Origin of the sequence: Pseudomonas sp. QLc11A (assembly GCF_052112305.1) — a bacterium.
In the GTDB taxonomy this organism is placed as follows: Bacteria; Pseudomonadota; Gammaproteobacteria; order Pseudomonadales; family Pseudomonadaceae; genus Aquipseudomonas; species Aquipseudomonas laurylsulfatiphila.
In genome coordinates this window covers 84,241-107,191 of record NZ_JAVAJJ010000019.1, presented here as the reverse complement: position 1 = coordinate 107,191, position 22,951 = coordinate 84,241, and the positions used below count along the sequence as shown (strand labels likewise).

Annotated in this window: 26 protein-coding genes; 5 read left to right on the top strand and 21 right to left on the bottom strand. The window is 58.3% G+C overall.

Features of this window, described 5'->3' with window-relative positions:
• Window positions 1-91: 91 nt before the first annotated feature.
• From Q8X48_RS24275 to Q8X48_RS24240, 8 genes are read right to left on the bottom strand one after another with little or no spacing between them, the layout of a single operon-like run.
• Complete coding sequence (locus Q8X48_RS24275) at window positions 92-1,459, bottom strand: sensor histidine kinase (protein WP_407801680.1); 1,368 nt, start codon at window positions 1,457-1,459, stop codon at window positions 92-94.
• Window positions 1,456-2,118: a response regulator gene (locus tag Q8X48_RS24270; RefSeq protein ID WP_015095193.1), complete on the bottom strand. Its 663-nt coding sequence runs from the start codon at window positions 2,116-2,118 to the stop codon at window positions 1,456-1,458. The genes Q8X48_RS24275 and Q8X48_RS24270 overlap by 4 nt, the downstream gene beginning before the upstream one ends.
• Before the next feature lie 11 nt (window positions 2,119-2,129).
• Window positions 2,130-2,774, bottom strand: coding sequence for a tetratricopeptide repeat protein (locus Q8X48_RS24265; protein WP_407801679.1), 645 nt, complete (start codon window positions 2,772-2,774; stop codon window positions 2,130-2,132).
• On the bottom strand, window positions 2,771-3,580 hold the full coding sequence (locus Q8X48_RS24260) for an SDR family oxidoreductase (protein ID WP_407801678.1): 810 nt from the start codon (window positions 3,578-3,580) through the stop codon (window positions 2,771-2,773). The genes Q8X48_RS24265 and Q8X48_RS24260 overlap by 4 nt, the downstream gene beginning before the upstream one ends.
• The gene (locus Q8X48_RS24255; RefSeq protein ID WP_407801677.1) at window positions 3,567-4,241 is read right to left on the bottom strand and encodes a TenA family transcriptional regulator; all 675 of its coding nucleotides are present in this window, start codon (window positions 4,239-4,241) and stop codon (window positions 3,567-3,569) included. The genes Q8X48_RS24260 and Q8X48_RS24255 overlap by 14 nt, the downstream gene beginning before the upstream one ends.
• A complete protein-coding gene (locus Q8X48_RS24250) occupies window positions 4,238-5,719 on the bottom strand; it encodes an AMP-binding protein (RefSeq protein WP_407801676.1) in 1,482 nt (493 codons plus the stop codon). The genes Q8X48_RS24255 and Q8X48_RS24250 overlap by 4 nt, the downstream gene beginning before the upstream one ends.
• On the bottom strand, window positions 5,709-6,386 hold the full coding sequence (locus Q8X48_RS24245) for a thermostable hemolysin (RefSeq protein WP_407801675.1): 678 nt from the start codon (window positions 6,384-6,386) through the stop codon (window positions 5,709-5,711). The genes Q8X48_RS24250 and Q8X48_RS24245 overlap by 11 nt, the downstream gene beginning before the upstream one ends.
• 49 nt (window positions 6,387-6,435) lie before the next feature.
• Window positions 6,436-8,166, bottom strand: a complete 1,731-nt coding sequence (locus tag Q8X48_RS24240) for a multiheme c-type cytochrome (protein WP_407801674.1) — start codon at window positions 8,164-8,166, stop codon at window positions 6,436-6,438.
• Between Q8X48_RS24240 and Q8X48_RS24235 the strand changes: the two genes are divergently transcribed.
• Window positions 8,165-8,422: a hypothetical protein gene (locus tag Q8X48_RS24235; RefSeq protein ID WP_407801673.1), complete on the top strand. Its 258-nt coding sequence runs from the start codon at window positions 8,165-8,167 to the stop codon at window positions 8,420-8,422. The two genes, Q8X48_RS24240 and Q8X48_RS24235, sit on opposite strands and share 2 nt — an antisense overlap.
• Before the next feature lie 93 nt (window positions 8,423-8,515).
• On the opposite strand, the gene Q8X48_RS24230 is transcribed toward Q8X48_RS24235, so the two are convergent.
• From Q8X48_RS24230 to Q8X48_RS24200, 7 genes are all read right to left on the bottom strand, one after another.
• Window positions 8,516-8,974, bottom strand: a complete 459-nt coding sequence (locus tag Q8X48_RS24230; RefSeq protein WP_015095200.1) for a MarR family winged helix-turn-helix transcriptional regulator — start codon at window positions 8,972-8,974, stop codon at window positions 8,516-8,518.
• A 126-nt stretch (window positions 8,975-9,100) separates the two neighbouring features.
• A complete protein-coding gene (locus Q8X48_RS24225) occupies window positions 9,101-9,553 on the bottom strand; it encodes an Ohr family peroxiredoxin (RefSeq protein WP_015095201.1) in 453 nt (150 codons plus the stop codon).
• A 78-nt stretch (window positions 9,554-9,631) separates the two neighbouring features.
• On the bottom strand, window positions 9,632-10,072 hold the full coding sequence (locus Q8X48_RS24220; protein ID WP_095966036.1) for an Ohr family peroxiredoxin: 441 nt from the start codon (window positions 10,070-10,072) through the stop codon (window positions 9,632-9,634).
• A gap of 443 nt (window positions 10,073-10,515) precedes the next feature.
• Entirely contained in the window at window positions 10,516-11,034 is a 519-nt protein-coding gene (locus tag Q8X48_RS24215; protein WP_407802788.1) for a hypothetical protein, read from the bottom strand.
• A 503-nt stretch (window positions 11,035-11,537) separates the two neighbouring features.
• Complete coding sequence (locus Q8X48_RS24210; RefSeq protein WP_218503475.1) at window positions 11,538-12,185, bottom strand: hypothetical protein; 648 nt, start codon at window positions 12,183-12,185, stop codon at window positions 11,538-11,540.
• A gap of 545 nt (window positions 12,186-12,730) precedes the next feature.
• A complete protein-coding gene (locus Q8X48_RS24205; protein WP_407801672.1) occupies window positions 12,731-13,426 on the bottom strand; it encodes a tRNA (adenine(22)-N(1))-methyltransferase in 696 nt (231 codons plus the stop codon).
• 111 nt (window positions 13,427-13,537) lie between these two features.
• A complete protein-coding gene (locus Q8X48_RS24200; protein ID WP_407801671.1) occupies window positions 13,538-14,494 on the bottom strand; it encodes a threonine dehydratase in 957 nt (318 codons plus the stop codon).
• Window positions 14,495-14,590: 96 nt separating this feature from the next.
• Between Q8X48_RS24200 and Q8X48_RS24195 the strand changes: the two genes are divergently transcribed.
• Window positions 14,591-15,397 (top strand): helix-turn-helix transcriptional regulator, encoded by an 807-nt coding sequence (locus Q8X48_RS24195; RefSeq protein WP_407801670.1) that lies wholly within the window; start codon window positions 14,591-14,593, stop codon window positions 15,395-15,397.
• 16 nt (window positions 15,398-15,413) lie between these two features.
• Here the strand turns inward: Q8X48_RS24195 and Q8X48_RS24190 are convergent, their stop codons facing one another.
• The gene (locus tag Q8X48_RS24190) at window positions 15,414-15,962 is read right to left on the bottom strand and encodes a cytochrome b (RefSeq protein ID WP_407801669.1); all 549 of its coding nucleotides are present in this window, start codon (window positions 15,960-15,962) and stop codon (window positions 15,414-15,416) included.
• Window positions 15,963-16,246: 284 nt separating this feature from the next.
• Here Q8X48_RS24190 and Q8X48_RS24185 point away from each other — a divergent pair, with 284 nt between their 5' ends.
• Both Q8X48_RS24185 and Q8X48_RS24180 read left to right on the top strand, forming a co-directional pair.
• Window positions 16,247-16,537 (top strand): hypothetical protein, encoded by a 291-nt coding sequence (locus Q8X48_RS24185; RefSeq protein ID WP_095966030.1) that lies wholly within the window; start codon window positions 16,247-16,249, stop codon window positions 16,535-16,537.
• Window positions 16,538-16,657: 120 nt separating this feature from the next.
• Window positions 16,658-17,218, top strand: a complete 561-nt coding sequence (locus Q8X48_RS24180; protein ID WP_407801668.1) for a magnesium transporter — start codon at window positions 16,658-16,660, stop codon at window positions 17,216-17,218.
• Between the two features lie 32 nt (window positions 17,219-17,250).
• Here Q8X48_RS24180 and Q8X48_RS24175 read toward each other — a convergent pair whose 3' ends face one another.
• From Q8X48_RS24175 to Q8X48_RS24155, 5 genes are read right to left on the bottom strand one after another with little or no spacing between them, the layout of a single operon-like run.
• Window positions 17,251-17,568: a cytochrome C oxidase subunit IV family protein gene (locus Q8X48_RS24175; protein WP_407801667.1), complete on the bottom strand. Its 318-nt coding sequence runs from the start codon at window positions 17,566-17,568 to the stop codon at window positions 17,251-17,253.
• Between the two features lie 13 nt (window positions 17,569-17,581).
• Complete coding sequence (locus Q8X48_RS24170; RefSeq protein WP_407801666.1) at window positions 17,582-18,313, bottom strand: heme-copper oxidase subunit III family protein; 732 nt, start codon at window positions 18,311-18,313, stop codon at window positions 17,582-17,584.
• Between the two features lie 6 nt (window positions 18,314-18,319).
• The gene (locus tag Q8X48_RS24165) at window positions 18,320-19,012 is read right to left on the bottom strand and encodes a cytochrome c oxidase subunit 3 (RefSeq protein WP_407801665.1); all 693 of its coding nucleotides are present in this window, start codon (window positions 19,010-19,012) and stop codon (window positions 18,320-18,322) included.
• Complete coding sequence (ctaD, locus tag Q8X48_RS24160) at window positions 19,009-20,784, bottom strand: cytochrome c oxidase subunit I (RefSeq protein ID WP_217838427.1); 1,776 nt, start codon at window positions 20,782-20,784, stop codon at window positions 19,009-19,011. The genes Q8X48_RS24165 and ctaD overlap by 4 nt, the downstream gene beginning before the upstream one ends.
• A gap of 43 nt (window positions 20,785-20,827) precedes the next feature.
• Window positions 20,828-22,294, bottom strand: coding sequence for a c-type cytochrome (locus Q8X48_RS24155; protein WP_407801664.1), 1,467 nt, complete (start codon window positions 22,292-22,294; stop codon window positions 20,828-20,830).
• Between the two features lie 316 nt (window positions 22,295-22,610).
• Between Q8X48_RS24155 and Q8X48_RS24150 the strand changes: the two genes are divergently transcribed.
• Window positions 22,611-22,949, top strand: coding sequence for a hypothetical protein (locus Q8X48_RS24150; protein ID WP_126045937.1), 339 nt, complete (start codon window positions 22,611-22,613; stop codon window positions 22,947-22,949).
• The last annotated feature ends 2 nt before the right edge of the window (window positions 22,950-22,951 follow it).

Genomic DNA, 22,951 nt, shown 5'->3' with positions numbered 1-22,951 from the left:
GGCGTCTTGACGCAACGCCGTGCGGCGGTAACCGGTGCCTCCCGGTTACCGCCGCATGGACGCCATGCACCAGGCATGACCAGGCACAATGTCAAACGCGACAGATTTCCAACGTGGCGCGTAAACCGCCCGCGATGCGGTTCTCCAGTCTGATCTGTCCACCCAGGCGATCGGCAATGGCCTTGACGATGGTCAGCCCCAACCCTGCCCCCTGATCGTTTGCGCGACTGTAGAACCGTTCGAAGAGCCGATCACGATCCTGCTCATCGATACCCGGCCCCTCATCTTCGACAGACAGTTCGTAGCCGTTTCTCTTTTCGACCAGCTTTACCGTGATCACGCCGTGCCGGGGGGAGAAATTCACCGCGTTGGTGACCAGGTTGTTCAAGGCAATGTCGATGGCCGCAGGGTCGACCCTCACAAGGCCGATGTTGTCGCCGACATCGAAAACCAATTCAAGATCCTTGCTCAACAACCAGGGTGTCAACTGAACCAGGCTGTCGCGAACCGTGGCTGCCAGGTCAATCGGTACAGGCGGTTGCGCGCCTGCTTGAGGCTCGATACGAGCCATCGTGAGCAATTGATTGACCAGACGGCTGGTACGGTCAACCCCGGCAATCAAGTGCTCAAGCGACGCACGACGCTCCCCTTCGCTCGCCGCTTCCATCAGGTTCTGCGCATGCACCCTGAGCACGGCCAGTGGTGTGCGCATTTCGTGGGCGGCATCAGCGATAAAACGTCGCTCACGCCCCATGACTTCCTGAATCTGCGCAAGCATACGGTTAAGGGCTGCCTGCATCGGCTCAAGCTCGGTAGGCAGCGGCGTCAATTGCAGGGGTTCGAGTGAACCGGGATGCCTCGCCCGCAGTGTTGCAGCCATGTTGACCAGAGGTTTCAATCCCCAGCCGATGGCCAGCCAGAGCATGGCGGCCAGTATCAAACTCCCCAGAATGTTAGGCCACAAGGTATGGCGTACGATGCGGTCCACCAGGTCCGTGCGCACGTCGTCCCGTTCCCCCACCCAGATACGCAGGTTGTTCTGCTTGTCTTCAAGCAGGAAGGCGCGCCAGTGCCGGTTGTTCAGGTCGACGACATCGCTGAAGCCTGGTGTGACCGGGGGTTGGCTGAAAGACGGAGAACTGGCGGTATGTACCAGCACTTCATTCCTGGCATTCCAGACCTGAAACGCAATCTTCGTTTCATACGGATGCCCGTCGGCCCTGGGCGTCGCCTCGTTCAGGGCCTGGTTGAAAGCCCTGTACAGATCTGCGTGATCCTCGCTCACCATGGGCATACGCATGACGCCTTGCAGCAGGCGAGCATTCTGGGCCAGTTGGGCATCATAGACTTCGGCAATTTCATGGTTGCTGTCATGCAGGTTCAGCACGCTGATCACCGCCAGACCTGCGAGCATCAGGCCAATGATCAGGGTCAGGGTGCGACGCCGGATCGAGGTCATCGACGCTCCTCCACCAGATAACCGATACCACGGACGGTGCGAATCAGATCGGTGGAGAGCTTCTTGCGCAGGTGATGGATGTGCACTTCCAGCGTGTTGCTTTCGGCCTCCTCGCTCCAGCCGTACAGCAACTGCATCAGATGATCGCGAGTCATTACCCGGCCCGGTGGCGAGAGCAGTTCGTGGAGCAACTGGTATTCCTTGGGTGTCAGGGCCACCGGTTCGCCCTTGTAGCTGACTTGCTGGGTACCGGGGTTGAGGCTGATGCCCGCGTGCTCGATCAGCGATTGCCCACGCCCGGCGCTGCGCCGAAGCAACGCACGTATGCGCGCCTTCAACTCTGCCAGGTCGAAGGGCTTGATCAGGTAGTCATCGGCGCCGACATCCAGACCGGCGATGCGGTCTTCGGTGGCATCGCGTGCCGTCAGGATCAGCACTGGCAGGTTGGAGCCGCTGTCACGCAAGCGCCTGAGTACTTCGAGACCGTCCATGCGTGGCAGGCCAAGGTCGAGCACCGCCAGATCAAAGATTTCACTGAGCAGCGAGTGCAAGGCACTGTTGCCGTCCTGCAACCAGTCGACGGTATAACCTTCACGGCGCAGGGCCTGATGAATGCCCTCGCCGAGCGCCACGTCATCCTCTACGAGTAATAAACGCACAGGGTCTCCTGTCAGCCGAGTTTCTTGTTCACGTCCACCAACAACGCTTCGATCTCCTTGCGGCGCCCGGCATCCGCGCTCTCGCGGCCAGGTCGGGGAGCAGCCTGCAAGGCTTTTTGCAATGCTGCCCTGGCTTCACCATAGCGCTTCTGACGGTAGAGGTGATCGCCCCAGAAGTACAGGCTGTCGATGCCGTTGGGGTTTATTTGCAATGCCAGCTTGAGCAACTGCTCGGCCTTGTCCGAATCGCCGAAACCGATGGGCCAGCCCGGTACGCGGTCATAGAGGGCCGCCAGACTGGTATAGGCTGAGCCTTGCAGGGCCTTGGGGTCCAGGGCCAGGGCTTTTTCCAGATCGGCTTTGGCATCCTTGACCTTGCTCAGCGCACCCAGTCCGCCCTGGGCACCCGCCCAGCTACTGGTGACGATGCCAGACCAGATCCAGGCCTCCGCCACCGCTTGGCGTTCCTGCTTGAAGCTCGAAGCCTGGGCGGCCAGCTTTTCAAAAGCCGCAGTGCGTTGGCCCTCGGGCAGCTCATACTGAATGTGCGCCCAGCTTTGCTGGATGCCGTTGAGACGCTGCTGGTCGGCAGCATCCAGCGCCCAGACACTCTGGCTCAATGCACCCAGCAGCAGGCAAGCGAAGATCTTTTTCATGGTTCGAGATTCTCGTGGTCGGGTTTCTGGCTCAGGCGGCGGATCAGTGGCAATTGCTTGCGCAATCCACGGTCCACCAGATGGGGCAGGAGGCTGTTCAGGCGTACAAAAAAACGCTCGGGCCAGCCCAGGTACAAGTCGCGACGGTCACCGGCAATGGCGTGAGTCACCGCGGCCGCCACGGTTTGCGGATCGTCGACATTGGTTTTGAGCGCATCATTGAGCGCTTGGGCTGCCGGGCTGTTCATGCCGGTACGGGTCGCTCGCGGAGCGACGTAGAGCACACTGACCCGGGTGTCCGCCAACTCTCGGCGCAGGGCTTCGGAGAACCCGCGCAGGGCAAACTTGGTGGCGCAGTAACTGGCGTAGCCTGGGTAGCCAATGGAGCCATAGGTCGAACCGACGTTCACCACCATGGCACTGTCGGCTTGCTTGAGCAGCGGCAACATCAGTTTTGTCAGGCACATCGGCGCACTGATGTTCACCGCGAGCATCGAATTGATCTCACTGTCGTCAAGCTGTTCGAGCATGGCGAAATGGTTGACTCCGGCGGCATTGATCAGCAGGTTGATGCCGCCGATGTTCTGGGCCCGCGCCAGCACCTCGCGGCGGTCGGAGAGCAACGTCAGGTCTGCACGGATCCAACACAGATTATTGGGATAAAGCTCGAGCAACGGCACCAGGGGCTCCCGATGGCGAGCCACGGCCAGCACCTGGGCACCACTGGCGCACAGTGCAGTGGCGATGGCCAGGCCGATGCCGCCGCTGGCACCGGTCAACACGACGCGGGCTTCAGACAGGCGCATGCAGGTTCTCCCCGTTACGCGGCAAGCCACGAAACATATCGGCGTAGAGCCGGTACACCACTTTGGAGGCATGAATGACGGCGGCCTGGTCTTGCGGGTCATCCAGCGTGTCCATCAGTCGACGGTAGGTCTGCATATGTTCGATATCGAGCGAGCCGTGGGAACTGAGGTAGCTGAAGGCGCTTTCCGGCAAGTCCAGGCGCTGGCGAATACTGCCGGCGGCGTGGGTCGCCAGGGCGATGCTCGTGCCTTCGAGTACGTTGACCATGCCAAACAGTCCCACCGGATTGTCCCTGGCAATCAGGTCATAGAGGAAGCTGACCATCAGTTCGATCGGCAATGACGGGCGCCCGTCCCGTACAGCGTCCCTGTCACCGCCGCAGGCTTGAATGTCATTGAGTATCCATTGTTCGTGGCCGTATTCGTCCTCGATGTATTCACAGACCGCTTTGCGCAGCCATTCCAGACGCAATGGCAGGCGCGCTCCGCAGGCCATCATCAACGGCACGGTATGGCGCACGTGGTAATAGGCCTGTGCCAGAAAGGCCCGGTAACTTTCCAGGCTGACATCGCCCTGCAGCGCTTCACGGATGATCGGCAGGTTGAACAACTCATTGCGCTCTTGCTCAGTGGCTTGTTGCAAGGTGTCAAAAAAGCTCATGGTGCGGATTCCTCGGAAAATGCAGATTCGGTCAATTGCCGCCGGTAGCGCTCGATGATGGCGTCACGGCGGGGCCGGCCATTGGCGGTGAGCAAACCGTTGGTGGCGGTAAAGGGTTGGTCGAGCCGACTCCAGTGATGGACCTGGGCGTACTCGGGCAAAGCCTCGTTGGCCTGGGCCACGGCGGTGGCCAGTTGTTCGTCGGTACAGTCCGGGCGATGCGGCCAGAGCAGCGCATGGTTGTGAGGCATCGCCTCGCCATAGACGAAGGCCTGGGCGACAGGCCCGCGCTGGGTCAACTCGGCTTCCACCCACTCGGGGTTCACGTTGCGCCCGAAACTGGTCACGAACTGATGCTTCTTGCGTCCCTTGAGGTAGAGAAAACCCTCGGCGTCGAACTCGCCGAGATCGCCGCTGGGCCACCACTGGGCGGTGTGCGGCGCCTCTCCCAGATAGCCCAGCAAGGTTGAACCCTTGATCAGCACTTCTCCGTCATCCGCCAGGCGAATCTCCACATGGGGCAATGGCCGTCCGACACTGCCGGGGCGCCGTGCTTGCGGGCGATTGAGGCACACCACCGATGCGCACTCGGACAGCCCGTAACCTTCATAGACGGGTATGCGCACGCGTTCAGCGCGATGCAGTAGATCTTCACTGACCCGGGCACCGCCCACGGCGGCAAAACGCAAGTGCTGTGGATCGAAAACCTTCTGCTCGGCAGCACCGACCAGCATCAGCAATAACTGCGGCACCAGGACCAGGCTCTGAGGCGAGCGGCTGGCCAGGCATCCCAACAGTTTCGGCACCTCCACACCGCTGGCGCCTGCAATCCCCAGGGTTTTCTGGCTGGGCAGGCTCAAGGTGGCCCCGGCATACAGTGCGGCGTAACAACCGATGTTCTCCAGCAGAATGGCCAGCGGCAGCAGCGCCAGGTGGTGTTGCGGGTCAGTGGGTTTGCTGGCCTGATCCAGCTCGCGAGCGACCCGCAGAATGCTGTCGGCACTCAGGCACACGCCCTTGGGTGTGCCTGTGGTGCCGGAGGTGAAGGTCAACTTGGCGGTGCGTTCAGGCATCCGGTTCGGGCCACTGAACGTGCGGTTCCAGAACTCGCCGCAGTTCTGATATCCAGCGGCTTGCAGTTCGTCCTGCAATTGCGGTTCGGCAATGACGTGTTCGGCCTGGCTTTGCTCCAGGCAATGCTTGCGTTGCGCCGGACTGAAAAAAGGCGGCAAGGCCACGCAGGTCAAACCCTCGAACAGCGCGGCCAGGTCCCACAGCATGGCCTCGATACCATTGTCCAGTGCCAGGGCGACCACCCTGACCCGCTCATCGCGCAGGCGTTGCTGACGATAACTGACCTCGGCATAGAGCGTGGCGTAGTCAAGCTTGCGATGGTCGTCCCACAAGGCAATGGCGTTGGTTTTTTGCTCAGCATGATGACGCAGGATCTGTTTGAAACGTTCCATTTCAGGCGACATGGCAGACCCCTTCAATGGAGGTCGGCAAGCCCAGGCGACTGAACAGGCCCGTGTTGCGTAAATGAATGAAACCGGAACGAATATTGCCGAAATGAACCCACGGTTTGCTTTCGTAGTAACTGCCCCAGGCGTGGCGGTCTTCGCCAAGACGCGCCGGGTCGGCAGCACACAGGGTTACGGGTTTCAAGCCAAGTCGATGAAAGCTATTGACCAGCCCCAGGTTTCCAGTGAAAGCGACCCATTCCAGCCCCCCCATGGCCAGCAGGTAAGTCATCGCGATGATGCTCATCCGTGCGCTGCCGGTGTCGCTGGCAGCCAGGTTGCCGACCTCGACGATGGCTGAGCGCCTTACGGTCTGGTCGGCCGCGGCACTGATCAGCGCATCGATCGTCTCGTCCAGGTAACCTTCCAGAAACAGCGGTCCGCCGCTCGCCAGACGCACGCCAACCACCGCGCATAGCGTGCCGGACGCGTCGCTCATGCCAAACAGCTGCGGCATGAAGTGACGAACATCGGCACCGTGGGCCCTGCGAAACCGTTGCTGGATAAAGGCTTCGAAGACACCCCTTTGCGGGGCGTCCGGCAAGGCCCTGACAAGATGCATCTGCTGTGCTTCGGTCAGGCCAAAGCGCAGTGGCAACTGAACGTTCCAGTTGAAGTCGGACATTGAAAAACATCTCCCCGGATCAATTGGGGAGCAGTATCAAAGACAATTCTTAACGAAGTCTGAAGGTGACAAAACGATTCTTTTCAGTGGCCTTCTGATTGTCACCTGGCATGACCGGGGCCAGCCCGGGCGTCGACACTGCACCCGTATCCGCCCCGACAACCGGCAGACTGGTCGACAGGGGTACGCTCTGCGTGACGTTGGCCATCCGGGTGATTTCCACCTGCACCTTGTCTTTGCCGAGCAGGTAGTCGGCCAGTTTCTGCGAAAACGGCCAGTAGTTCAGGTCGGCCGTCAGGGTCAGCGGCCCGACGGCGTCGGCCGGCACCAGGAAGGAGAACTCCCCGATATCGTAGCCCTTGGGCAGAATTCGGTTGTCCGAGAGAATCTGCGTGGCATTCCAGACCTCGACGTCCAGCGGGTTGCCGTCCTTGTCGCCTATATGCACTTTGAAATTTCGCGTGTTGATTTCGGTCTTGCCGTCCTTGATCGAACCCAGTCGGTAGATCTCGCGACCCGTGGCATCCAGCACCCGGAAATCGATCCACATCTCCCGTCCCTCCGGAAAGCCGGTCGGCAGCTTGTGCCCTGCGCCGACATTGGAAACCTTGACGGCGACCGAGGTGTATTGCCCGGCAACGAACGCTGCCGGCAATTGCTCGAAGGTTATTTCCCCCGCGCGCGCGAGCATGTTGCGAGCCCGTTGCGCGCCCTCTTCCTGACCGAGATGGTTGAGCATCATCGCGTTGGCCCCACTGAACCAATGCGAGGCGACCGACTCGCGTTCCGGCCCCATGATCGCGGCCTTGCCCTTGAAACCCGGCATGTGGCAGCTCTGGCAGGTGATGTCGTTAAGGCTGTAGGTGCTCTCCTGCCATTCGTCATAGGTGCGCTCCACCGCCACGCTGCTGAACGGATGCGTGACGTTGTGGCAGGTGCCGCAAAAGTCCGAGCGGGTGTGCAAAGCCGAGTACACCGTGTCGTGATAAGGCGAAACGGCGTCTTTGCGCGGACCGAACTTGGTCGGTTTACCGTGTGCCCGCGGACTCATGACATAGGCCCCGTTATCGAGGCCCGTGCGGGCACTGATGTTGTGGCAGGTCTCGCAGTCGACCCCGGGCATCGGATGATTCTTCTCACTGTCTTCAATCGAGGAGCGGTTGACTTGCGAAGTGATCTGCCCGGTCGTGAGACCGATCGGGGTATGGCAGCCGGTACAGAAGTTATCGACCTTGCCCTCGGTGGCCGCACTCGCACGCTTGAGCAAGGCCCGATAGATGGGTTCATCCCAGGCCTGGGACATCATCGACGAGCGCCACTGCCTGTAGATCTCCGTATGACAAGCGCCACAGACCTGAGCATTGTCGAAGTCCTTCACATTCAACACCAGGTTACCGGTGGTATTGGCCCGGTGCGGAAAGAACGGCATCCCGCCCGTCACACGCATGAGCCTGGAGCGTGCCGGCTCCAGCCACTTCTCATTGCTCTGATTGTCATTGCCCTGATTGTTGCTGCTCTGCGGTTCGTCGGCCGCCGCCAGCGTTACCGTCAGAAGGCAGGCCAGGAACAACAGTAAACGGCGAGCCAGAGGTTTGAGCGCCAGGAACAACGGTATGAACAATGACGCCAGGGAAATGTTCAAGTCGACAATGGCCAGCTTGACCCCTGGCGGTACGTTGAACATTGCCATGTAAGACCCGGCGCTGATCGTCCATAGAACAATCAAGGCCGATAGCCCGTGCAGCGCTAACTGTGCACACGTTGGTCTGGTGTGGCTCATGGCAATTCCTCTGGACGGTTTGCAGAGGATGACTGCAGTACTTCTATTGAGTCGCCAGGGGTATTTCGTGATGCAAACCGATGGTTACATGCAATCACTCAATGGGGTACTTACAGCTCCACAGCTTGCCGACGCTGCACCTTTCATGAACGGGACACGCTCACTCAGCAATTACCCTGCCATCGCTGTAACAAAATATGAGCAAGGGCCGGAAGGTCCCTGCAAACATTCGTCGAAAGTTGAAATGCCGTGCTGATGCTGACGTGGATGCTGCTGGGGAATAGCGCCCCGTTTGTGGGGGCGCTCACACCGAAATCGGGGACCACTCAGCCTCTTGAGTCGATGCCCCCTACTCCCTGTCTTTCGTCGTACGGATGAGATTGCCCCGTAACTTCACGATGGCCTTCTGCATTTGCACGAAATCGTCAGGATCGAGGCCGGTTTGCGGGAAGCCGTCTTCGCGCAGGCCTTCACGCAGTGTTCGCCCCTCTTTTGTGAGATTGATCCGTACCTGGCGTTCGTCTTCCGGGTCGCGCTGGCGCTGCAAATAACCCATCGCTTCGAGCTTCTTCAGGATCGGCGTGAGGGTGTTGGATTCCAGAAACAGCTTTTCGCCAAGGCTGCCGACGGTCTGATTGTCTTCTTCCCACAGCGCGACCAGGGTGATGTATTGCGTGTAGGTCAGGCCGAGCCGTTCGAGCATCGGCTTGTAGGCCTTGCCGAAGGCCAGGTTGGTGGAATAGACGGCAAAACACAGGAAGTCGGAGAGTTTGAGATCCAGGGCGGATATCTTGGCGGTGTTTTTCATGGACGTTCTCAGGGGCAATCTTGCGAGACTGAAACTATACGTCGTACACGATGGTATCGGAAGTGTGCATAAACACCGACGGCCGGTTCACCGGGAAAATTCCCATTGAACCGGCCGTGCAGCGGGTCAGGCCGTCAAGACATTGATGTCGACATCAATGTTGCCGCGTGTGGCCTTGGAGTACGGGCAGATTGCATCGGCGTTGTGGGCCAGTTCAGTCGCCACTCCATGATCCAGCCCCGGCACGCGCAATGTCAGTCGGGCCTGGAGGAAGTAAGCCGCGCCGGTCTGGCCCAGATCGACTTCAATGTCGACGGCCGTGTCGGTCGGCAGTGTCACCTTCATTTGTTGGGCGGCCAGCCCTACCGCTGCGATGTAGCAGGCCGACCACGCGCCGGCGAACAGTTGCTCGGCTTTCGGGTGCGGCTGGACGGCGGTCAGCACGTGTGCCGGTGTGTCGTTGCCGGGGGACGACAGCACGATGTCGAGGTTACCGTTATGACCGCGCGACGTATTGCCTGCGCTGTTATGGGTGGTGTGGGTTTTGCCGCTGGCCAGCACTTTTTCGATCTTGCTCATGATGATTCCCTCAAGATTACAATCAGTTAAATTCGTATGCGCTTGCATCGCATGCGATATCAATGATGCGTCCGCACGTCACGCCGTGATCACGTTCAGGGCAACATCGATATTGCCGCGTGTCGCTTTGGAGTAAGGGCAGATGGAGTCGGCGATGTGCGCCAGTTCGGTCGCGACATCCTGTGCCAGCCCGGGCACGCGCAGGGTCAGTCGGGCCTGAAGGAAGTAGGCCGGACCAGTCTGGCCCAGGTCCACTTCAATGTCGACGGCCATGTCCGCCGGCAATACGATATTGCGTTCCTGGGCCACCAGCCCCACTGCTGCGGTGTAGCAGGCCGACCAGGCTCCGGCGAACAGTTGCTCGGCTTTCGGATGCGGCTGTGTGGCGGCAAAGACGTGGGCTGGCTGGGTGGAACCCGGTGACGACAGGACGATATCGAGGTTACCGTTGTGACCGCCGACATTGCTGCGGGTGGTGTGGGTTTTGCCGGTTGCCAGTACTTTTTCGATTTTGCTCATGGGGATTTCCTCAGGGTTTAAAGTTTGTACGATAGTATCGCATGCGATGCATGTGGCATTCAAAAAGACAACGTTCGTCAATTGGCCTGTGCAACGATCCAGTTGTTGCCGTTATGGCCATGGGAAGCTTGAACGGTAGCGATCAACAGAGTGCGGCGGCTTCCGGTGTTCATGGCTGAATCTCCAAACGGCAAGGGTTGTTTTTGTTTGCTATCGCATTCGACTTAATCGTATGCGATGAATGAATACTCAACCAAAGCCCCAATGATGTCAAAGTTTATTTTATGCCTTGGCGATGAACGGAGGGTTCGCGACCGAGCGTGCTGCCCTGCCCCTCGCCGGATCAAGGGATGAGTGGACAACGTTCGGCCATGGACAAAAAGGTTCTTCACGCATTCCCGGGAACTGCTGGTGATGGACTCAAATGCGCCGCGTTTATCCGGTTAACACGCGTTATCGTTAACGACCATCGCTGGCAAGCCAGCTCCCACAAAGGACCGTGCCCACGCTGAAACTGTAGGAGCCAGCCTCCTGGCGATGGACTCAAATGCGCCGTGTTTATCCAGCTCACCCGCGTTATCGTTAACGACCATCGCTGGCAAGCCAGCTCCCACAAAGGAACGTGCCCACGCTGAAACTGTAGGAGCCAGCCTGCTGGCGATGGACTTCAGTGCGCCGCGTTTATCCAGTTCACCCGCGTTATCGTTAACGACCATCGCTGGCAGGCCAGCTCCCACAAAGGACCGTTCCCACGCTAAAACTGTAGGAGCCAGCCTGCTGGCGATGGACTCAGATGCGCCGCGTTTATCCGGTTCACCCGCGTTATCGTTAACGACCATCGCTGGCAAGCCAGCTCCCACAAAGGACCGTGCCCACGCTGAAACTGTGGGAGCCAGCCTGCTGGTGATGGACTCAAATGCGCCGCGTTTATCCAGCTCACCCGCGTTATCGTTAACGACCATCGCTGGCAAGCCAGCTCCCACAAAGGACCGTGCCCACGCTGGGAAACTGTAGGAGCGAGCTTGCTGGCGATGGTCTCAAGTGCGCCGCGTTCATCCGGGTTACCCGCGTAATCGTTAACGACCATCGCTGGCAAGCCAGCTCCCACAAGGGAACGTGCCCACGTTAAAACTGTAGGAGCCAGCCTGCTGGCGATGGACTCAGATGCGCCGTGTTTATCCGGTTCACCCGCGTTATCGTTAACGACCATCGCTGGCAAGCCAGCTCCCACAAAGGACCGTTCCCACGCTAAAACTGTAGGAGCCAGCCTGCTGGCGATGGACTCAGATGCGCCGCGTTTATCCGGTTCACCCGCGTTATCGTTAACGACCATCGCTGGCAAGCCAGCGCCTGCAATTCCCCGGTTATGCGTGAAGCACCCAAAAAAAACCCCCTCACAGGGAGGGGGTCTGGTGTTTGCAGGGTTCTAACGGTTTAACCCGTCTTCACCTGGACTTTCGTCAGCTCATCGCGCAGGAATTCCAGCGAACAGCCAGGTAGTCTGTTCAGCCGGCGCTGCCGCGTTGCGATTGCGCGCCCACTGGGTCAGCGCCACCATCGTCGCAAAGCCGAGCACGATCAATACCGGATAGGCCATCAGCAATTCAGTCAGCGAGTATTTCCAGGCCAGCGGTCGACCGACACCGAGCATCGCGGCATACAGCCAGGAAACACCCGACAGTGCGCCAGAGAACAGGGCAAACATTCGCACATTGATAGGCAGATCAAGCAAGGAACCGGCCTTGAGCATGGCGGGCAATACATAGCGGTGCAACAGCATGCCGTTGAATGTCAGCAACAAGACAATAATGACTTTGGCTTGAAGTTTCGGGTTGGCAAAATAGGTCATCCCTTTTTCAAGGTAATCAATGCCTATAATCGCCGCACCGGTGATCCACAAGAATAACAACGCATTGGAAACAGACTTCTGGAGACTGGCCATATGATCATTATCGTGCCCGGACGACACACGGCCTTTCAATAGATCCTTGACCATTGCGACATCGCTGGCAAACACCAGGCCAATGGCTACGCAGCATGCCAACAGGTGTACGTAAACCACTCCTAAACGCATAAACTCCATGGATTCTTTCTGGCCAAGCAGGCCGATCATTGTATTAATATCCACGCTTACATCTCCACTTATTGCGGCAGTGTGAATTGACCATGCCCCAGGCACGTGAATTAAATAATCACGCCTGCACAATCAAAGTTCACATTGATTGAAGCAACTCAAATAGTTTGGGTATTACAAGAGAGAGCGACTCGCCCAGCGAGTCAGTGATGACGGCATAATATCACTCCAGGTCTCAGGTAAAAAAAATCCCCATGTGCATTTCATTCAATGCAGATGAGGTATACGTCCATTTTACTAGGGAGTGCAGTGCGAAGCTCAAGGGGTCCGCCTGCTGGAAGATCAGAGCCCAGAATACCCCAATTGTTCATTTTTCGAACAAAAACCACGACAAACGGTACTGCCATTAATGCCTCGGGAGGCCGCTTTCATTGGCTGAAACCACCGTTGCCAAGCGGCTGAACCGTTTCATTTCCCGCGCCGAAAAAAAAGCGGATTTCCCGCGGAGCTCACGCCATTTTACCCTGCGAATAGCAAGTTTTGCCTCGTACGCAGGCACGCCATTCGATGCTTGCTGAACAGAATCAGGCCAGCAACTGGTCGATCCACCGGACCTGGCGCGCGATGTCCTGCACCTTTTCCTCAGGCACGGCCCGCTGCGCCCCGGCAAATTGGCTCAGGGTCTTCTGCTTCTGGCGCAGCTTGCGCTGCCACTTGACCAGGAACGCCGGACTGCGGGCCTGCATCTGCAACGGGCCGAAGTACAACTCTTGAGCGGTGTAGATCACCGGCCCGGCGCGCTCGGCGACGATGATTTCGTAGTCGAAACGATTTTCCCGCAGCACTTCCTCGCAGAGGATGCGATAGCCATTTTCCATCAGCCACAGGCGCAGTGGCTGCTCGCCGCCGTTGGGTTGCAGGATCAGGCGCTCCTGCCCGCTCAGGTAGGCCTTGCCGCTGTCGAGGATATCGCGGATCGTTTCGCCGCCCATGCCGCAGAGGCTGATCGCCGTGATCCCGTCCCCCGGCAGGATTGCCGCCAGGCCGTTGGCCAGGCGCACGCTGATCCGTTGCTCCAGATCGTTGTCGTGCACGGTGCGTTCGGCCGCGCGGAACGGCGTCAACGCCACCTCCCCGGCCACCGCCGCCGTGATGGCGCCACGGCGCATCAATGCCACCGGCAGGTAGCCGTGATCCGAGCCGATATCGGCCAGGCGCGCACCGGCCGGCACATGCGCCGCCACGCGCTCCAGGCGCATGGACAATGTCTGTTCGTTCAACTGCGGCCCCTTCTCACCACGAACGTCCGGCGCCTTTGGCCGGATCGGGGCGCGATTGTGTCGGGCAATGCCGTGCATTTCAAATTTATGCGACCAGGTTTCAGCCCCCTTTCACGCAATCACGCCCGCATACACCGATCTGTCGACGTTTCCACCGGACAGAATGACTCCCACCCTTTTTCCCGACATGGCCTCACGCTCGGCCATGAGCGCCGCCAGCGCCGCCGCACCGGCCCCTTCCGCCAGGTTGTGGGTATCGGTGTAATACACGCGCATGGCCTCGGCTATCTGCGCGTCACTGACTGCAACGATTCGCGTCGCACCTGCCGCATAGACGGCAAAGGCTTCAGGCACCGGCTTGCGTACGGCCAGGCCATCGGCGAAGGTGGTCGCCGAGGCCGTTTCGCACAGGGCTCCGGTGTCGAACGATAACTGTGCGGCCGCCGCTTCGGTGGAAACCACGCCCACCACCCGGGTGTCCAGGCCCAGTGCATCGCGAGCGGCGATCACGCCACAAATCCCCGATCCACAGCCAATCGGTACATAGACGGTATCCAGATCCGGCGCGGCGTTGAACAGCTCCAGCGCATAGGTGGCCACACCCTTGACCAGTTCGGTGTGAAACGGCGGCACCAGGAACAGGTCGTGCTCCTGCGCAAGCCGTGCCGCCTCTTCACGGGCCTCATCGAAATCGCGCCCATACTCGACCACTTCAGCGCCAAAGCCGCGCATGGCGTTGTTCTTTTCCACCGAGTTGCCTTGCGGCACGACGATCAGCGCCCGCAAACCCAGTGCGCCAGCCGCCAGTGCAAGGCTCTGGCCATGGTTGCCGCGGGTCGCGCTGACAATGCCCTTCACGCCCGGATGCTCGCGTTTGAGCCAGTGCATGAACGTGATGCCGCCGCGCACTTTGAAAGCACCGGTAGGCGTGTGATTTTCGTGCTTGACCCACACCGTGCAACCCAACCGCCTGGCCAGCAAGGGCCAAGGGTACTGGGCGGTGGCGGGCATGACCTGGTAAACGTGGCGTGCGGCCTGTTCGATGTCGTCGCGAGTCAGTGTGTGCATGAGTGGTCTCTCCGGGATTTTGCCCAGTCTGAACAGGGGCGCAGTACACAGGCTTTCAAAAAACCGACCTGACTTTTGTGTCCCCTCTTCACTACTATGGTGCTCATGAGCCATCGAAACCGTCTGCATCCCCCCCTGCTGTCCGAACCGGTCCGCCGTATCGAGGCCGGCCCCTGGGCGATCGAATTGCTCCCCGGCTGCGCCTACGCGACCCGATACGTAGCGACCCAGGCGGGAATCGGCTTTGCCTTCGACAGCCAGCGAGGCCTGCACGCGATCGGCAGCGACCGGGTACAACCCTTCGATGCCCTGCCCAACGGCCTGGCGTTCGTTCCGGTCGGGTGTGACGTGTTGTCCGAATCGCCCAAGGGCGGTGAATATCTGCGGGTGATACGCACCGACGGTATCGCGTTGGAGGGCAATCGCGCCTTCAACAATCGCATCGACCGGCAAGCCACTGCCCTCGCATGGCGCATGCGCGCCGCTCTGTTGCACGCTTGCGTGGAGGACGATTGGGAGGCCTGGGCACTGGCATTGTCCGAGCGCGCGACGGCCAGCGAAGCCGTATCGACACCGCCCCATGGCTCGATAACCGGCAGCCGGATGCGCTTGCTCGATGAGTTCATTGACGCGGGCCTCGATGGCCCGTTGAGCGTACCGGCGATGGCGGGCCTGCTGGGATTGTCCGAAGGCTATTTCATGCGGGCCTTCAAAACCGCCACCGGCAAAAGCCCCCATGCTTACCTGATCGACCGACGCCTGGCCAGGGCCCGCGCCCTGATGCGCGACTCGACCGCTACCCTGGCTGAGATCGCCTACGCCTGCGGTTTCAATTCCCAGGCGCACATGGCGACCACCTTCAGGCAACGCCTCGGCGTGAGTCCGGTGCAATTGCGTCGATAATGAAACGCCAGGTAAATCAGCGGTTGCGTGCGGGCAGCATGCCCTTGAGCACATCATCCTTTTCAACGAAGTGATGCTTGAGCGCAACCAGCAGATGGCCACCTACCAGGGCGCCACACAACCACGCCATGTAGGTGTGAACCGACTTTGCCAGATCGTACAGGCTCTGATCGGGGTCAACGATTGGCGGGAGCACTAACAGCGCCGCCACCATGACGGGTTTGTCGGCGACCGAACTCCAGTACCAGCCGGACAACGGCAGCCCGATCAGGGCCACGGCGTACAGCAGCACATGCCCGACCAGCGCACCACGCTTCATCGTCGGGCTCATCGAATCGGGTAGCGCCGGTGCCGGGTGACTCAATCGCCAGGCGATACGCACGACGATGAGAAACAGCAGCGTGCTGGCCATCGCCTTGTGCACGTAGGTGAGTTCATGGTGGGCATTGAATTCGTCGCGCCAATGCGTCGCCACAAATCCGATGACCCAGGCCCCCAACCAGATCAGGGCCATGCCCCAATGCAGCCACTTGGCTGTACCGGTATAAACTCCTTCCTTCGCCATCACGCTGCCCTTCCCGTCACTTTTGAAGGCGAATTATCGCGACATGGCGTTATCGGAAAAACAGTGAAATGTTGGTTAAACCCATCGAGATGTTCGATGTAGCTGGTGTTTCGCCTCCGATCGGACAGGCAGAAATCGGCCCCATGTGGCCGGTGGTCGATGCATGTCGATTGTCGTCGGCGTTTGGCTAAGCTTATTGAATCAGGGCGACCTGAAATCCGGGGATTTGCGCACTTCAACGGATCTGTATTGGCATCAAGACGGTACGCTCAAAGGAGACGACCATGTATGCGGTGATAAGAACCTACCTGGGTACTGGAGCCAAGCAGCTATTCGAGCTTCTGGAAGAGCGCAGCGTCGACATCGAAGCGACCTTGCGCACAGTACCTGGTCTCGTTAGCTACACACTGCTCAATACCGGTGATGGTGGTACTTCGATCACTGTTTGCATGGACAAGGCCGGCAGTGATGCGAGCCTGAAAGTTGCGCGTGAGTGGATTCAGAAAAACACTTCGCATATCCACGCGAACCCGCCGATCGTGACGGAAGGTCCGGTCATAGTGCAGATCAACTAGCGACCGGCCCGCAGGGAGGCGAGTGCTATACTTTTTTTCAGATTGCATGAAGTGTGCAACCCAGGTTGACCGCTGCCGGACAAAGGAGGTCTACAGCAAACGCGAGTCGGGAGGTGTGGCATGAATCGGCACTATTACATCAGTGACAATCTCAACGATCTTGAAACCGTTGAATATGAACTGGAATCCAGCGGCATCAACTCCGAACAGATTCATGTGCTCAGTGAAAACGTTGCCGATGTCGAACAACATCACCTGCACGAGGTCAACTCGTTAATGGAACAGGATGCTGTTCACTCGGGTGAGATTGGCGCGGTGATCGGTTTGCCACTGGCGGCACTGGTTCTGGGTGGCGCCTATTGGATGGGCTGGACCGAATCCGCCGCAGGCTGGATGCCCTTTATCTTCCTTTCCATTGTCATTTTGGGTTTCTGCATCTGGGAAGGCGGTTTTTTCGGGTTCCAGGTGCCGAACACTCACTTCCGCAATTTCAAGCAGGTAGTCAGCGAGGGTAAACATATCTTCTTCGTCGATGTCGAGCCGAACCAGGAATCGATACTGGATCAGGTCATCAAACAACATCCAAAGCTGACGATCGCCGGTACTGGAGCGGCAGCCCCCCATTGGACAGTGGCCTGGCAGCACAAATGGCATCAGTTCAAGCGAGTGATATCGGGTTAGCGCCTGGAGACTCAAGGCCATCCGAAAACTGCTTACTGACCAAAGAAAATGACCCGGCTGAGGAAAATGTAGTCCGCCTCGGTGGCCATTAGCCCGACGAGCACCAGCAAACACAAAGGTGGTACCAATATGGCGTAGACCATCGCCAGCCGCTCCCAGGCCATATGCATGAAGATGGAGACAATCAAACCTGCCTTCAACAGCATGAAAATGATGATCAGGGACCACCGAAGGTAACCATGGAAGTGGAAATAGTCGACCAGGTACGACAGCGTGCTGAGGACGAATAACAGCCCCCAGATTTTGAGGTACAAACTGATTGGATGTTGCTGTCCCTGAGCATGTGCCATCACCTGTGCTCCTCTACCATAAATAGAAGAAAGCAAAAATAAACACCCACACCAAATCCACGAAGTGCCAGTAAAGCCCGGCTATCTCGACATTCTGATAGTTTCCGGAGCGCTCATAATCTCCGCGCATTACTTTCAGCGCCACAATGCTGAGGTAGATGGCGCCGATTGACACATGCAGCCCGTGAAAACCGGTAATCATGAAGAAGCTGGCACCAAATTGCGCCGCCCCCATGGGGTTTCCCCACGGACGCACCCCTTCTGCAATGAGCTTGCTCCATTCAAATGCCTGCATGCCGACGAAAGCCACACCCAAGGCAGCGGTCGCCAGCATCATGGCAGTCGTTTTCGTACGATCACGGCGATAGGCGAAATTAACGGCCATGGCCATGGTGCCGCTGCTACTGATCAGCACGAAGGTCATGATGGCAATCAGAATAAGCGGGATTTCCGCTCCTGCGATCGTCAATGCAAACACTTCACTCGGATTCGGCCAGGCCGTAGTGATGGTCATGCGTACTGACATGTAGCCGGTTAAAAAACAGGTGAAAATAAACGTATCGCTGAGCAGGAATATCCACATCATCGCCTTGCCCCAGGGCACCTGCTTGAAGGCGTCTTTGTCCGAGGACCAGTCGCTGGCGATGCCTTGCCATCCCGGCGCAGGTGGCGAGCCTGTTGGATTGGACGAACTGGTCTCGGCTTGGACCTGGGCGTGGACTTGGGCTTGCGGGTGCGCTGCCATGGCTGTTTACCTCAGGCCGCAGAATCTGGCGATGGCTTCATAGGTTTGCGGCGAGCTGGCCAGCAGAGCGAACAGCACGAACCAGAGCCCCAGCAAGTAATGCCAATAGATGGCACAGAGCTCTACGCTGGCGCTCAATTGCGCCAATGGCACATGACGCACAAATCTGGCGACGATCCAGCACCAGGCGATCAGTCCGCCCAGCAGGTGGAGCCCATGCAGGCCGGTCAACAGGTAGAAGAAACTGTTGGCCGGATTGCTGGCGACAAGGTAGCCCCAGGCGACAAACTGCTGCCAGACCCAGAGTTGCCCCGCCAGAAAGGCAATTGCAAAAACGCCCCCCAGTGCAAAACTAATCACGGTTGCGACCGGCCGAGCCTTTCGGGCAGTCATGCGCGACCACTGCAGTGCGATGCTACTCAATAGCAGAAAAGCCGAATTCAGCCATAGCGGCCGCAGATTGCCTAAGGGTGCCAAAGGCTCTGTCAGGGGTAACCAGTCGACCATTTGCGAACGGGCGACAAAGGCGATCAGGAAGAGGAAGAATAACGAACTCACCACCACCAGAAACAAGCTCAAGCCCACTCTTGCGATTTGACTTCTATTGGCGTCCTCGGCGGCCTGAACACCCTCAGGGTCGCGATTCCAACTGCCGCCGGGGTCAGCGCCGTCGGCGTTTCTCAATAGCAGCCTGTTCATGTCTTGACGTCCGCTATTTTAGTCCCGGCACTGAGTTGCCGCATCTGCTCCAGCTCCTCGGCGGAGACCGTTTGCGGCACGAAATCCTGTTCTATCCCCGGTACGCTGTAGTCATAGGCCCAGCGATGCACGACCGGCAATTTCTCTCCCCAGTTACCGTGTTTCGGCGGGGTGTGCAGCGTTTGCCATTCCAGGCTGGCCCCGCCCCAGGGATTACTGCCTGCTGGCTTGCCCTTGAACGCACTCCAGGCCATGTTGAACACGAACAACAACTGGGAAACCCCGACGGCCAATGCGACTACCGTAATGAACGCATTCAGCTCTTGCGCCGACTGCGGGATGAACGCGTAGTTTTCATAGGCGTAGTAGCGACGTGGCATGCCCTGGAAACCCAGGTAGTGCATAGGGAAGAAGATGGCGTAGGTGCCCAGGAAGGTAATCCAGAAATGCAGTTTGCCCAGGGTGTCGTTGAACATGCGCCCGGTGACTTTCGGGAACCAGTGATAAATACCACCGAACACCACCAGTACCGGTGCGACCCCCATGACCATATGAAAATGGGCGACGACGAAATAGGTGTCCGAGAGCGGAATATCCACGATCACATTGCCCAGAAACAACCCGGTCAGACCGCCGACCAGGAAGGTGACGATAAAGGCCAGGGCAAACAGCATCGGCACGGTCAGATGGATGTCGCCGCGCCACAGGGTCAGCACCCAGTTATAGACTTTCAGCGCGGTCGGCACCGCGATGATCAAGGTGCTGACGGCGAAAAAAAAGCCAAAGTACGGGTTCATTCCGCTGACATACATATGGTGCGCCCAGACCACAAAACTCAGTACCCCGATCGCAACAATGGCCCATACCATCATTCGGTAGCCGAAGATGTTTTTACGCGCATGGGTGCTGATCAGGTCGGAGACCAGGCCAAATGCAGGGAGAGCAACGATGTAGACTTCCGGGTGGCCGAAAAACCAGAACAAGTGCTGGAACAATATCGGGCTGCCACCCTGGTGATCGAGCTGCTGCCCCAGCGAGACCATCGCCGGCATGAAAAAGCTGGTGCCCAACAGCTTGTCAAACAACATCATGACCGCGCTGACGAACAACGCCGGGAAGGCCAGCAAGGCCATGATCGAGGCCATGAAGATGCCCCATACCGAAAGCGGCATGCGAAACAATGTCATGCCGTGCGTGCGCGCCTGCAACACCGTGGTGACGTAGTTCAACCCGCCCATGGTCGCGGCGACAATAAAAATCGCCAGTGAGACGAGCATCAGGACAATGCCCCACTCGACGCCCGGTGTCCCCTGAGCGATGGACTGTGGCGGATAGAGCGTCCAGCCGGCACCCGTGGGGCCGCCCGGGACGAAAAAACTGCTGAGCAAGACCACTACCGCCAGCAGGTAAAACCAGAAACTGAGCATGTTGACATAGGGGAAGACCATGTCGCGGGCGCCCACCATCAGCGGGATCAGATAATTGCCAAAGCCCCCCAGAAACAAGGCCGTCAGCAAGTAGATGACCATGATCATGCCGTGCATGGTCATCGCCTGATAGTAAGTACTGGCATCCATGAACGCCAAACTGCCGGGGAAGCCTATCTGCATGCGCATCAAGCCGGACAGCACCAGGGCGATAAGCCCCACGAACAGAGCCGTCAAGGAATATTGAATGGCTATGACCTTGTGGTCCTGACTCCAGATATATTTGGTCAGGAAGCTTTTGGGCTCGTGCAGTGCTTCTGTTTCGGCTTGCTCCGCATAGGCCATCACGTCATCCTCGTTCCGAAGTTTCAGTGTGCTTCTGGCTGCTTTACGGCTGTTTCCCTGGCTCCGCCTTGGTCGCATCAGCGTCAGCATTCGCTTTGGATTTGATAAAAGCGATCAGTGCATTCAGTTCCTCGTCACTCAGAGCCATGGCTGGCATGACGGCTGCGTAGCCCTTGACGATTTGGGCATTGGGATGAAGAACCGACTCTTTCAAATAGCCCTCATCGACCTTTACGCTCGTATCGTCGGCAAGGGTTTCGGTCTTGCCATACAGACCCTTCCAGCTGGGGCCTACGCCCTTGTTGCCATCGACACTGTGGCAGACCAGGCAGCCAAGCGACCCGGCCAGTCGCTGCCCCTGCGCCACCAGGTCTTCACCCGGACTCGACGCTTCGCCATTCGAATTTTGATCAGCACCCAATGATTTGATCAGGGCGATGACGGCACCCATTTCGTCGTCTTTGAGAGTATAGGCCACCATGACCGGCGGGTAGCCCTGTACCAGGCGGGCCTTCGGATCGAGAATCGATTCTTTCAGGTAGGCCTCGTCGACCCGCACGCTGGTGCCATCGGCAAGCTGCTCGGTGCGGCCGTACAGCCCTTTCCATCCCGGGCCGAGACTGGCACTGCCATCCAGGCTATGGCAGGCCTTGCAGCCGTACTGTTCGACTAACTGGCGGCCTTTTTCCAGCACGCTGTCTCGACCGGGTTTGGCAGCTGTGGTCAATGTCTGTGCAAAAGTCGGCTGGCCTTTTAGCCATTGATCGAAGACGCCCTGCTCTTCCACGATCATGTGGCCACGCATGTTGTAATGACCTACACCACAAAACTCAGCGCAAAGGACTTCGTATTTTCCGGTTTTAGTCGGCGTAAACCAGAAGTACGACACCATCCCTGGCACCATATCCATCTTGCTGCGAATTTGCGGTACATAGAAATCGTGCAGAACATCTTTAGAGCGCAGTAGAACTTTCACCGGCCGATCGAGCGGAAGGCGAACTTCGTTATTCATGACAAGCACATCGTCCTGGCCTGCAGGATCCTTGGGATCAAGACCTAGGGGATTGGCGGCGTCGACAAACCTGATATCCGACTTGCCCAGCTTTGCGTCTTGCCCGGCAAAACGAAAGGCCCACTGCCACTGCTGGCCGACCACTTCCAGTTCGTAGGCATCTTTCGGTACCCGGATGAAATCGTTGTAGACAACCAGACCTGGCGCCAACATCCCGGCGATACCTGCCGAGGTAACGATAATCAGCCATGTTTCCAGTTTTTTGTTTTCCGGCTGGTAGGCCGCCCTGGAACCCGCCTTGTGACGATACCGAATCACCGCTACCGCCATGAATCCCGTGATGGCAATGAAAAATATTCCGCTGATGATCAGAGTGATGAACAGGGTGGTGTCTATGGATCCCCAGTTGGACGCTGCCGGTGTCGCATGCCAGGGCGCCAGTATGTGGAATAGCACGGAGGCAATAACGATGAGTATCAAGACAATTGCTATTGCCATTTGCTCTTCATCCTATTCCTGTTGTTCATTGGTTATGCAAAAAGCATCGCCACTGACGTCCAAGCAGGGCTGACAAATACCACCCGTCCGGGCGTTAAAGTCAGTAAGAAGTATAGAGCCATCGGCTTGTACCGTGAGGCCGCCAAGGGAGTTCCGGTTGCCAGCTATACTTGATTGCTGATGACGGATGGCAGCGTTCTTCTGCTTGCGGCAGCAACGTTCGAACCCTGCCCTTGTAGAGTCGTCAAACGAATGTGGTGACATTGAGCAGGGACGATAGCCACAGGGTCCAGCAATCCACATGGGAGGTTTCGTCATGAGTGCCCTGACGATCGAAGGCTGGTGCAAAACCAGCAGCGACCAAAAGTCCACCCCGATGGGGGAAGTCCATTTCTACGTCGACGGACCTCTCCATCTGCGTCTGGAAGAGGCCGAAGAGCGTCTGCAGAAGACCCACGAGCGTGAAGCCATGGTCGATGTCGATATGGAATCGATGGATTTGATCATGCCCGAGGGATACGCGCCCTTGTCCGACTGTCAGATGCGCGTCTATCTGCACCACGAACGCGGTCAGTTTCATCTGGTCGGGCATCGTGCGAGCGATGGCAGCCTGATTTATACCAACGCGGTGTTGATCGATCAGCTGCTTGAGTAGCG